This window comes from Pseudomonas poae RE*1-1-14 (assembly GCF_000336465.1).
In the GTDB taxonomy this organism is placed as follows: Bacteria; Pseudomonadota; Gammaproteobacteria; order Pseudomonadales; family Pseudomonadaceae; genus Aquipseudomonas; species Aquipseudomonas poae.
This window is the reverse complement of sequence record NC_020209.1, coordinates 1,920,681-1,932,523: the sequence shown is the minus strand read 5'-3', so window position 1 is coordinate 1,932,523 and position 11,843 is coordinate 1,920,681. Positions and strand designations below refer to the sequence as shown.

The 11,843-nt window shown below is 62.8% G+C and carries 9 protein-coding genes; 4 read left to right on the top strand and 5 right to left on the bottom strand.

Annotation, left to right across the window (positions count from 1 at the left end; translation table 11 throughout):
* Complete coding sequence (locus tag H045_RS08610) at positions 1–1,152, top strand: acyl-CoA dehydrogenase family protein (RefSeq protein WP_015372074.1); 1,152 nt, start codon at positions 1–3, stop codon at positions 1,150–1,152.
* 267 nt (positions 1,153–1,419) lie between these two features.
* Here H045_RS08610 and H045_RS08605 read toward each other — a convergent pair whose 3' ends face one another.
* From H045_RS08605 to H045_RS08585, 5 genes are read right to left on the bottom strand one after another with little or no spacing between them, the layout of a single operon-like run.
* Positions 1,420–2,193 carry an enoyl-CoA hydratase gene (locus H045_RS08605; protein WP_015372073.1) on the bottom strand — a complete coding sequence of 258 codons (774 nt, stop codon included), beginning with the start codon at positions 2,191–2,193 and terminating at the stop codon, positions 1,420–1,422.
* A gap of 11 nt (positions 2,194–2,204) precedes the next feature.
* The gene (locus H045_RS08600) at positions 2,205–3,332 is read right to left on the bottom strand and encodes an acyl-CoA dehydrogenase (protein ID WP_003230700.1); all 1,128 of its coding nucleotides are present in this window, start codon (positions 3,330–3,332) and stop codon (positions 2,205–2,207) included.
* A gap of 12 nt (positions 3,333–3,344) precedes the next feature.
* Positions 3,345–4,529 carry an acetyl-CoA C-acyltransferase gene (locus tag H045_RS08595; RefSeq protein WP_015372072.1) on the bottom strand — a complete coding sequence of 395 codons (1,185 nt, stop codon included), beginning with the start codon at positions 4,527–4,529 and terminating at the stop codon, positions 3,345–3,347.
* 9 nt (positions 4,530–4,538) lie between these two features.
* Complete coding sequence (locus tag H045_RS08590) at positions 4,539–5,306, bottom strand: SDR family NAD(P)-dependent oxidoreductase (RefSeq protein ID WP_015372071.1); 768 nt, start codon at positions 5,304–5,306, stop codon at positions 4,539–4,541.
* 22 nt (positions 5,307–5,328) lie between these two features.
* Positions 5,329–6,978, bottom strand: a complete 1,650-nt coding sequence (locus H045_RS08585; protein ID WP_015372070.1) for an AMP-binding protein — start codon at positions 6,976–6,978, stop codon at positions 5,329–5,331.
* 208 nt (positions 6,979–7,186) lie between these two features.
* Between H045_RS08585 and H045_RS08580 the strand changes: the two genes are divergently transcribed.
* The 3 genes from H045_RS08580 (at position 7,187) to H045_RS08570 (ending at position 11,791) form a co-directional block, all read left to right on the top strand.
* On the top strand, positions 7,187–8,245 hold the full coding sequence (locus tag H045_RS08580) for a tetratricopeptide repeat protein (protein WP_015372069.1): 1,059 nt from the start codon (positions 7,187–7,189) through the stop codon (positions 8,243–8,245).
* A 376-nt stretch (positions 8,246–8,621) separates the two neighbouring features.
* Positions 8,622–10,124, top strand: coding sequence for an ATPase domain-containing protein (locus tag H045_RS08575; protein WP_003230706.1), 1,503 nt, complete (start codon positions 8,622–8,624; stop codon positions 10,122–10,124).
* Positions 10,121–11,791 (top strand): ATP-binding protein, encoded by a 1,671-nt coding sequence (locus tag H045_RS08570; protein ID WP_015372068.1) that lies wholly within the window; start codon positions 10,121–10,123, stop codon positions 11,789–11,791. The genes H045_RS08575 and H045_RS08570 overlap by 4 nt, the downstream gene beginning before the upstream one ends.
* The last annotated feature ends 52 nt before the right edge of the window (positions 11,792–11,843 follow it).

The window sequence follows — 11,843 nt, the reverse complement described above, 5'->3', positions numbered from 1 at the left end:
ATGCAAGATATTGAATATACAGAAGATCAGGTGATGTTTCGCGACATGGCTCGCGACTTTGCGCGCCACGAGATCGCACCGCATGCCCAGGCATGGGAAAAAGCTGGCTGGATCGACGACGCCCTGGTCGCGAAGATGGGCGAACTGGGCCTGCTGGGCATGGTCGTCCCCGAGGAATGGGGCGGCGCGTATGTCGATTACGTCGCTTATGCCTTGGCGGTGGAGGAGATTTCCGCCGGTGACGGGGCTACCGGCGCGTTGATGAGTATCCATAATTCAGTAGGTTGCGGGCCAATCCTCAACTACGGCTCACTGGAGCAGAAGCAAGCCTGGTTGGCGAAACTTGCCAGCGGCCAGGCGATTGGCTGCTTTTGCCTGACCGAACCCCAGGCCGGTTCCGAAGCGCATAACCTGCGTACCCGCGCCGAACTGCGCGACGGTCAGTGGGTGATCAATGGCGCCAAGCAATTTGTCAGCAACGGCAAGCGCGCGCAGCTGGCGATCGTGTTTGCGGTGACAGACCCGCAGCTTGGCAAGAAAGGCATCTCGGCGTTCCTGGTGCCCACCGACACCCCGGGATTCATGGTCGACCGTACCGAACACAAAATGGGCATCCGCGCGTCAGATACCTGCGCCGTGACCTTCACGGCCTGCACGGTGCCCGAAGCCAACTTGCTGGGCGAGCGCGGCAAGGGCCTGGCCATTGCACTGTCGAACCTGGAAGGCGGCCGCATCGGCATTGCCGCCCAGGCCCTCGGGATCGCCCGTGCAGCGTTCGAAGCGGCACTGGTATATGCCCGTGACCGTACGCAATTCGACAAACCGATCATCGAGCACCAGAGCGTGGCCAACCTGCTCGCCGACATGCAGACCCGCCTCAATGCCGCCCGATTACTGATCCTGCACGCCGCGCGCCTGCGCAGTGCCGGCAAGCCATGCCTGTCGGAAGCCTCCCAGGCCAAGCTGTTTGCCTCGGAAATGGCCGAGAAGGTGTGCTCCTCAGCGGTGCAGATTCATGGCGGGTACGGATACCTGGAGGACTACCCGGTGGAACGCTACTACCGGGACGCGCGCATCACGCAGATTTACGAGGGCACCAGCGAGATTCAGCGGATGGTGATTGCCAGAGAACTGAAAAACTACCCGCTCTGACTGTCTGTGGAGTGTGAACACGATCATGTGGCGAGCGGGCTTGCCCCAATGCCATTCAGTTAAGCGCAGATTCCCTGTGGCGAGCAGGCTTGTCCTGCGTTGGGCTGCGCAGCAGCCCCAAAACCAGGCGCTGAGCCGTATCAGGTACACCGCATTTTGCTGGATTGGGGGCGCTTCGCACCCCTACGCGGTGCAAGCCCGCTCGCCACAGGGGTATCGCTGTATGTTGTGTTTGATAAGCGCGCTCTTCAGCGGCGGGCAGATCGGTTACTTGTCCTTGAACTCAGGCGCGCGCTTGGCGACGAAGGCGGCCATGCCTTCCTTTTGATCCAGGGTGGCGAAGGCTGCGTGGAACACCCGACGCTCGAAGCGCACACCTTCTGACAGGCTGACTTCAAACGCGCGGTTCACGCTTTCCTTGACCATCATGCTGATCGGCACCGACTTGCCGGCAATCAGAGTCGCCACTTTAAGCGCTTCGTCGAGCAGTTCATCGGCCGGCACAATGCGTGCAACGATCCCGCAACGCTCCGCTTCCACCGCATCGATAAAGCGACCGGTCAGGCACATCTCCATGGCCTTGGCCTTGCCCACGGCGCGGGTCAGGCGCTGGGTGCCGCCCATGCCCGGCAGCACGCCGAGGTTGATTTCCGGCTGGCCGAATTTGGCGCCGTCACCGGCCAGGATAAAGTCGCACATCAGCGCCAGTTCGCAGCCGCCACCCAGGGCAAAGCCGTTGACCGCCGCGATGATCGGCTTGCGGCGGTTGGCCACGCGGTCGCTGTCGCTGAACAGGTCGTCGAGGTAGATCTGCGGGTAGGTCAGCTCGGCCATTTCCTTGATGTCGGCGCCGGCGGCAAAGGCTTTTTTCGAACCGGTCAACACGATGCAGCCAATGTGCGGATTGGCCTCCAGTTCGTCCAGCGCCTGGTTCAGCTCGCTGACCAGTTGCGCATTCAGCGCGTTCAACGCTTGCGGACGATTGAGGGTGATCAGCCCGACACGGTCCTGCACTTGCAGCAAAATGGTTTCGTAGCTCATTGATTGGCTCCTTAGAGAGTGCGTGAGATGACCATGCGTTGAATATCGCTGGTGCCTTCGTAAATCTGGCAGACCCGCACATCGCGGTAGATCCGCTCCAGGGGAAAGTCGCTCAGGTAACCGTAACCGCCCAGGGTTTGCAAGGCGCACGAGCAGACCTTTTCGGCCATTTCCGAAGCAAACAGCTTGGCCATGGAGGCTTCCACAAGCGCTGGCTTGCCGCTGTCGCGCAGGGCTGCCGCGTAATGCACCATCTGCCGCGCCACCGCTATTTGCGTAGCCATGTCGGCCAGGCGGAACGCCACGGCCTGGTGCTCGATTAACGTCTTGCCGAAGCTTTCGCGCTCACGGGCATAATCGCGCGCGGCTTCGAACGCAGCGCGGGCCATGCCCACCGCTTGGGAGGCGATGCCCACGCGACCGCCTTCAAGGTTGGCCAGGGCGATCCGGTAACCTTCGCCCTCCTCGCCCAGGCGATTGGCCACAGGCACCCTCAGGTCTTCAAACAGGATCTGACAAGTGTCGGAGGCATGCTGGCCGAGCTTGTCTTCGATCCGGGCCACGCTGTATCCAGGCGAATCCGTCGGCACGATAAACGCGCTGATACCACGCTTGCCCGCTGCGGGGTCGGTGACCGCGAACACAATCACCACGCCAGCGTTTTTTCCCGAGGTGATGAATTGTTTGCAGCCGTTGAGCACATAGTGGTCACCGTCACGGCGCGCGCGGGTTTTCAGGCTGCTGGCGTCAGAGCCCGCCTGGGGCTCGGTGAGGGCGAAAGCGCCGAGCATGGCGCCACTGGCCAGGGGCGTGAGGAACTGCGCTTTCTGTTGCTCGTTGCCGAACGTAAGGATCGGCACGCAGCCCACCGAGTTGTGCACGCTCATGATGGTCGAGCAGGCGCCATCGCCGGCGGCGATTTCCTCCAGAGCCATGGCATAAGCGAGATAGCCGGTGTCGCAGCCGCCCCACTGTTCCGGCACCAGCATGCCGAAAAAACCCAGCTCGGCCATTTCGCCAATGGCCTCTTTGGGGAAACGGTGGTCGCGGTCCCACTCGGCAGCGAACGGCTTGAGCCGCTCCTGGGCAAATTGCCGGGCAGCGTCGCTGATTTGCAGTTGTTCATCATTGGGCAGCATGGTGCTCATTCCTTAATACAGGCATTCGACGGCCATGGCCGTGGCTTCACCGCCGCCGATGCAAATGGCGGCCACGCCGCGCTTGAGGCCTTGCTGACGCAGCGCCGAAAGCAACGTCACCAGGATCCGCGCGCCCGAGGCGCCAATCGGATGGCCGAGGGCACAGGCGCCGCCGTGGATATTCACTTTGCGGTGGGGAATCTGCAGCTTGCTCATGGTGACCAGGCTGACCACGGCGAACGCTTCGTTGATCTCGAACAGGTCGACTTCGTCGAGGTTCCAGCCGGTCCTGCTCATCAGCTTACGAATGGCCCCTACCGGCGCCACCGGAAACAGCCCCGGTTCATCGGCGAACGCAGCGTGGCCCTGGATGACCGCCAAAGGCTTGAGCCCGCGCTTGTCAGCGTCGGATTGACGCATCAGCAGCAAGGCCGCCGCGCCGTCAGAAATCGAGCTGGAGTTGGCTGCCGTCACCGTGCCGCCTTCACGGAACGCCGGTTTCAGGCTGGCAATCTTGTCCAGTCGTGCCTTGGGCGGCTGCTCGTCATGCAGGATGGTTTTCTGCTCCTTGCCCACGGTGACCTGCACCGGAACGATCTCGGCGGCAAAGTTGCCATGGCTGATCGCTTCCTGCGCGCGGCTCAGGGAGGCAATGGCGAATGCGTCCTGGGCTTCGCGGGTAAAGCCGTTATGCAGGGCGCAGTCTTCGGCGAACGTGCCCATCAGTCGGCCCTTGTCGTAAGCGTCTTCCAGGCCGTCAAGAAACATATGATCAAGCACCTTGCCATGGCCCATGCGGTAGCCGCTGCGGGCGCGGTCGAGCAGGTACGGTGCGTTGGACATGCTTTCCATGCCACCGGCAATCACCACCTCGGCGCTGCCGGCCATCAACGCATCGTAGGCCAGGATCGCCGCCTGCATGCCCGAACCGCACATCTTGTTCAGGGTGGTGCAGCGGGTGCCTTTGTCCAGGCCGGCGCCCAGCGCGGCCTGACGTGCCGGCGCCTGGCCAAGCCCCGCCGGCAGCACGCAGCCGAACAGCACTTCGTCGACGCTGTCTGCGGCGATCCCGGCCCGCTCCAGCGCGCCCCGAATCGCGGCGGCGCCCAATTGCGGCGCGGTCAGGCCCTTGAGGTCACCCTGAAACCCGCCCATGGGCGTGCGCGCGGCGCTGACAATAACAATCGGATCGTTCATGAGACCTCCTTAGCGGGCTGCCATGCGCAAAGCGCCGTCCAGACGGATCACCTCGCCATTGAGCATGCTGTTTTCAATGATGTGCCGCACCAGCGCGGCGTACTCGGCAGGTTTGCCCAGGCGTGGCGGAAACGGCACGCCGGCGGCCAGGGCATCACGCACCTCGGGGGGCATGCCGGCCATCATCGGCGTTTCGAAGATGCCGGGGGCGATGGTCATCACGCGGATACCAAAGCGCGCCAATTCACGGGCGGCCGGCAGTGTGAGGCTGGCAATGGCGCCCTTGGACGCGGCATACGCGGCCTGGCCGATTTGCCCATCGAAGGCGGCGGCCGAGGCGGTATTGATGATCACGCCGCGCTCGCCGTCGGCATTGGCCTCGGTCTCGGCAATCGCCGCGGCCGCCAGGCGCAGCAGGTTGAAGCTGCCGATCAGGTTGACGTTAACCACCTGGGCAAAGCTCGCCAGGCCATGGGGCCCGTCCTTGCCAAGGATTTTCTCGCCGCGCACCACACCAGCACAGTTGACCAGCCCATGCAGGCCGCCAAACGCGTCGACCGCCGCCTGCACCGCCGCCTGGGCGGCAGCTTCCTGGCTGATATCGGCCACGGCGCTGCGTGCACGCACGCCAAGCTGTTCGGCCTTGGCGGCGACGGCTTCGGCGTTCATGTCCACCAGCATCACGTTGGCACCCGCCGCGATCAGCATCTCGGCCGTGGCCGCGCCTAGGCCCGAGGCACCGCCGCTGACCAGAAACACCTTGTTTTCAATCTGCATCATGGTTTCCTTGAAAAGTGGATCACGCCACGGCCGCCTGGGCCTTGGCGATCTCCTGATTACGCAGGATAAAACGTTGCAACTTGCCGCTTGGGGTCTTGGGCAAGTCGTTGACAAATTCGATTTCCCGTGGGTACGCATGGGCCGCCAGGCGCTTGCGCACATGCAGGCGCAGTTCCTCGGCCAGCTCAGGGGTGGCGCGGTACTGCTCGTTGATCACCACAAAGGCCTTTACCAACTCGGTGCGCTCCGGGCACGGCTTGCCGACCACGGCCGCTTCGACCACGGCCGGGTGCTCCACCAGCGCGCTTTCCACATCGAACGGGCCGACGCGGTAGCCGGACGTGGTGATCACATCATCACTGCGCCCGACAAAACTGATGCTACCGTCCGGGTTCAGCTCCACGGTGTCGCCACTCAGGTAGTACTTGCCGACAAACGCCCGGGTGTCGACGCCGTCGTAACCGGCGAACCAGCACATCGGCGATTGCTCGCGGTCGATGGCCAGGATGCCCGGCTGGCCGGCCGGTAGTTCCTCGCAGTCTGCACCCAGCACCACGATACGGTGACCCGGTGATGCAAAGCCGGCTGAGCCCACATGCACCGGATGCGCCAGGCCGTGGTGGTTGCACAGCACCATGCCCAGCTCGGTCTGGCCGTAATGATCGTGAATGGTCACGCCCAGGTTGTCGGCGAACCAGCGGATCACTTCCGGGTTCAGCGGCTCGCCGGCGCTGCTGACGATGCGCAGCCGGCCCTTGATCGACTCGGCGAATTGCTTGCCGCCGGCAATCAGCAAACGGTAAGCCGTGGGCGAGCCGGTGAGGTTGGTGATGCCGTACTTGTTGATCACCCGGCAGGTGCTTTCGAGGGTGAACGGGCCATCGTAGAAGGTGATCGGGTGGCCGATGGACAGCGGCCCCGTCACGCCGAAATAGATGCCATAGGCCCAGCCCGGGTCGGCGACGTTCCAGAAGGCGTCTTCGGGGCGCAGATCCACGGCGTCACGGGTGTAGCTCTTGAACGCGACGATGGCCTTGAGCGGCACCGACAGCGCTTTGGACGGGCCGGTGGTGCCCGAGGTGAACATCAGCAGGAACGGCTCGTCCGCGCCCAGCATCACCGGCTCGCAGTCATTGGCGTGGTTGGGCAGCTCGGCCCAGAAACTGAAGTCGCCCCGCACCAATCCTTCGCCTTTGGGGCCGGTGACCGTGACGATGGGCGGGCAAGCGTCGACTTCGGCGAGTTTGGGCCGGTTGACCGCGTCGGTGACCACCAGCGCAGCGCCGGAGCTGTTCAAGCGGTGCTCGATGGCCTTTGGGCCAAAGGCGGTAAATAACGGTTGGTAGACCGCGCCGATGCGCCAGGTGGCAAGCACCACCACCAGCAGTTCGGCGGTGCGTGGCAGCAGGCCCGCGACCTTGTCGCCGCGCTTTATGCCCTGAGCCAGGAGGAAATTGGCGAAGCGTGCCGCCTGATCCTGCAGGTCGCTGAAAGTCACCGTGGCGCTACGCCCGTCCCTGCCCTCCCAGAACAGCGCGATGCGCCCCGGCAGCGCGTGGCGGTCACAGCATTCCACGCAGGCGTTGAGGGCCTGCAGGTTGCCGGCCAGCGCCGCGTCAACGGTACGTGGGTAATCGAACTCGCTCATCGTAGACAGGTAGTCACGCATCGCTTCAAATCCCTCTGTGTTTTTATTTTCAGGGCGTAAACAGCAGAAATAGTGGCGCCAGGGCGCCATGGCGGCAATGGTCAAAGCCTTCAAGATAGTTGACTGGTTTGGCCATTGCGCGCAGGAGCGGACGCGGGTTTGACACCTGCCGTGGTCTGGTCGAAGCTGACGGCTTTGTAACAGTCGCTCACGTTTTCTGGACGCCCGCATGTCAAAGTCACGCCGTTACTCCATCATCGGCCTGTGCGCCCTGCTGTTTATTGTAGTGATCACCTGGTATTTCTCCCGATCCACCCCGACGGCGGTGCCGCCGGCGATTGCCCATGGATATGCCAAGGCGCTGCGGCTGGCACACAATGGCGAACCGGGCGCGGCGCGGGTGCTGTACCAGCAATTGGGCCGCCCGGACCTGTCGCCGGAACGCCGCTCCGCCCTGCATGCCGAACTGCCCAACTACCCCAGCCCCCAGGCATTGAAACTGGCCGATAAAGACCTGCTTGACGACTCGCCCGTGGTACGCGAAGCGGCCATTCACAGCATTGTCGGCCTGGTGCCCACCGGCCAGCGCACCCTGCTGCTCGGGCCGGCGCTGGACGACCCGGAGCAGGAGGTTCGTTTTGCCGCCGCCAATGCCTTGCTCGGCCTCTCGCCGGACACGCTGGGCCTGTACTTCGGCCCGTTGCAGCAAGTGCTCGATGAGTTCGTGAAAAAGCTCAAGGCCGAGCCCGAAACCGCCGAGGGCTGGATTCAGCTGGCGCGCCTCTATATTCACAGCGCCCTGCTGCCGGATGCGCAGAATGCGCTGGAGCAGGCAATACGCCTGCAACCGGATAACCTGCAAGCCGTGGTCGCGCAGATTGAACTGCTGGACAAACAGGGCAAGACCGACGAGTCGCGCCAATTGCTGGGGAGGCAACTGGCGGCGCACCCGGAATCAGCCTACTTGCAGCATGCGCTCGGCATGTGGCTGCTGCATCACGGCGAGCGACCTTATGCACTGCTCGGCCTGTCCAGGGCGATCGAACTGGAGCCGGACAATCAGGATTATCGCTACGACCTCGCCACCACCCTGCACGCCCAGGACGAACTGGAAGCGGCCCAGCGCCAGTTGGAAGAAATCATCCAGCGCCACCCCGCCAACCGCAAGGCGCGTGTACTGCTGGTCAACTACTGGAAGGAAAGCGGGCAGCTGCAGAACGTGCAGGTATTGCTCGCACAGCTTGAGCAACAGAACCCCGACGACCCCGCGTTGCAGCAAGGCCTGTAGAAATCCTCGCGGCAAACGGACCTGTTATGTCGAGCGGGCTTGTTGTGGCGAGCAGGCTTGTCCTGCGTTGGGGTGCGCAGCAGCCCTAAAACCAGGCGCTGAGCCGTCTCAGGCACACCGCGTTTTGCTGGATTGGGGGCGCTTCGCACCCCAACGCGGGGCAAGCCCGCTCGCTACAGTAAGACCTGCTTTCCACCATTAGACCTGCTTCACACAGCAAACCCACTTTCCACAGTAAGCCCACTCAACAGCAACCGAGAGTCGCCCACGGCACATAATCGCAAGTTCGCGGAACGGCTACAGGCCGCTACGGTCAAGAGATTATGGCGTGCCAAGCGGGCACGCCCTCTACTTGTACGTGACCTGAGGGCACTTCTTGTCTACATCCAACGAGCTGTTCAGTGAAAAGGCGGCCATCGGCATTGAAGGTCTCGATGACATTCTTTGCGGTGGGCTATCGCGCAGCCACCTGTTCCTGCTGGAAGGCGAACCTGGCACCGGCAAAACCACTGTGGCGCTGCACTTTCTCCAGGCAGGCGCCAGAGAAGGTGAACGATCGCTGTACATCACCCTGTCGGAAACCGAGCGTGAACTGCGCCAGGGTGCCAAGTCCCACGGCTGGGACCTGGATGACAATATTCATATCTTCGAGCTCACCCCGCCCGAAAGCCTGCTCAACGCTGATCACCAGCAGAGCCTGCTGTACTCCTCCGACCTGGAACTGGGCGAAGCCACCCGACAGATCTTTGAAGTGGTCGAGCGCATCAAGCCGAGCCGCGTAGTGATCGACTCGCTGTCGGAAATCCGCCTGCTGGCACAGAGCTCGTTGCGCTACCGCCGGCAGATCCTGGCGATCAAGCATTACTTCGTGCGTTACGACGCCACGGTGTTGCTGCTGGACGACCTCACCACCGAATCCCTGGATAAAACCGTGCACAGCGTAGCCCACGGCGTGATTCGCCTTGAGGAACTTACGCCCAGCTATGGCGCCGAGCGGCGCCGCGTGCGCGTGGTGAAGTACCGTGGCCAAAAGTACCGTGGCGGCTTTCACGACTTCACCATCATGGAGGACGGCATCCACGTGTTCCCACGCCTGGTGGCGGCCGAGCACCGTGGCGGTTATGTGCGACAGACGTTGAGCAGTGGCATTCCTGAACTGGATGCGTTGATGGGCGGCGGTGTCGAAACCGGTTCCAGCAGCCTGATTCTTGGCCCGGCCGGTACCGGCAAATCCCTGATCTCGATGGTCTTCGCCGCCGCCGCAGTGGCCCGTGGCGAAAAAGCCGCGCTGTTCATCTTCGATGAAGAGTTGGGCCTGTTGTTTGAACGCATGAAAAACATGGGCATCGACCTGGCCGCCCTGCGGGACACCGGCAACCTGCTGATCGAGCAAGTGGATGCCGCCGAACTGTCCCCTGGCGAGTTCTCGCACCGGGTGCGCCGCTGCGTCGACGAGCGCGGCATCAAGACGGTGGTGATCGACAGCATCAACGGCTACCAGGCCGCAATGCCGGAAGAGAACGCGCTGATCCTGCATATGCATGAGCTGCTGCTGTACCTCAACCGCCGTGGCGCCGCGACGTTCATGACAGTCGCCCAGCACGGGCTGGTGGGCGATATGCAAACGCCCGTGGACATCACCTATCTGGCGGATACCGTCATTCTGTTGCGCTACTTCGAGGCGCTGGGCAAGGTTCGCCGGGCGATTTCGATCATCAAGAAACGCACCGGCTCCCATGAGTCATCGATTCGCGAATACCGCATCAGCGCTCGCGGGTTGACCGTGGGTGAACCCCTCGACAACTTCCAGGGCGTATTGCGCGGTATCCCCACTTACATGGGCGCGGGCTCTCCCCTGCTCAAGGAAGAGGGCCAGTGAACAGTCTTTTACCTGTCTCCGAGCGCGCAATCATCCTCGCCCCCGTGGGCCGCGACAGTTCACTGGCGTTGATGATGCTCAACGAAGCCGGCTACAGCGGCATCGTTGCCGCCAACCTGAGCGCGCTGTGCGAGGCGCTCGAGCAAGGCGCCGGCCTGCTGGTGATCGCCGCGGAAGCCCTGCGCGGTGTCGACCTTGAACCGCTGCTCGAGTACCTGCATCGGCAGCCAGCGTGGTCGGACCTGCCGATCGTATTGATGACCCACCACGGCGGCACCGAGCAAAATGGTTCGTCGCACCTGAGTGGGCTGTTGGGCAACGTGACCTTTCTGGAACGGCCATTTCATCCGGTCACGCTGATCAGCCTGGTGAGCGCCGCCCTGCGCGGCCGCCGTCGCCAATACGACGCGCGCGATCGCTTGATTGACTTGAGCGAAAGCGAGCAGCGCCTGCAAAGCACCCTCGAAACCCTTGAACAGCAGGTCGAAGAGCGCACCGCGCAACTGCGCAGCAATGAAGAAGCCTTGCGCCAGTCGCAGAAAATGGAAGCGGTCGGCCAGTTGACCGGCGGCATAGCCCACGACTTCAACAACATGCTGACCGGCATCATCGGCAGCCTGGAATTGCTGCGAAGGCGTATTGCACGGGGCAAGCTCGACGACCTCGATGGCCTGATCGACCTGGGAGTGACCTCGGCCAACCGCGCCGCCGGTTTGACCCACCGTTTGCTCGCCTTCTCCCGTCGTCAGTCGCTGGACCCCAAGCCTGTGGAAATCAACCAACTGGTGAACTCCATGGGCGAGCTGCTACAACGCAGCATCAACGAAAGTATTGCCCTCGACATGCGCCTCACCGGCCCGCTCTGGACCGCCGAAGCCGACCCCAATCAACTGGAAAGCGCCCTGCTCAACCTCGTGCTCAACGCGCGCGATGCGATGCCCGGGGGTGGCCGCCTGACGGTCGAGACCTCTAATCGTCATCTGGACAGCGTGTTTACCGCCGCCTACGGCACCTTGCAGCCCGGCGATTACGTTGAATTGAGCGTCAGCGATACCGGCTGCGGCATCCCCGACAGCGTGATAGGCCGAGTGTTTGACCCTTTCTTCACGACCAAGCCGATCGGCCAGGGCACCGGCCTTGGCCTGTCGATGATCTATGGCTTTGCCCGCCAGTCCCGCGGCCATGTGACCATCCACAGTGAAGTGGGCAATGGCACCACCGTCAGCCTGTTCCTGCCCCGTTTTGCTGGCGAGATCGCTGCGCAGGAGGCCAGCAACCCGACATTGCTGCCCTACGCCAATGCTGGCGAGACAGTGTTGATTGTCGAGGACGACCCCGCCGTGCGCGTGCTGGTCAGCGCGGTGCTCAAGGAGTTGGGCTATGCATTCGTCGAGGCCGTGGACGCTGTTACGGCGGTGCCGATCATCGAGTCCGAACAACGCATTGACCTGATGATCAGCGACGTCGGTCTGCCGGGCATGAATGGACGCCAGTTGGCTGAGATTGGCCGGCAGATCCGACCTGGGTTGAAGGTGCTGTTCATCACCGGGTATGCCGAGCATGCGGCGGTGCGTGGCGGGTTTCTTGATCCAGGGATGCAGTTGATCACCAAGCCGTTTACGTTTGATCTGTTGACGGCGAAGGTGCGGGAGATGATTCGGACGTAGCCCCTTCATTCCGGACCGTAAACCCTCCCGCCATGACGACAACTGTTGTTTG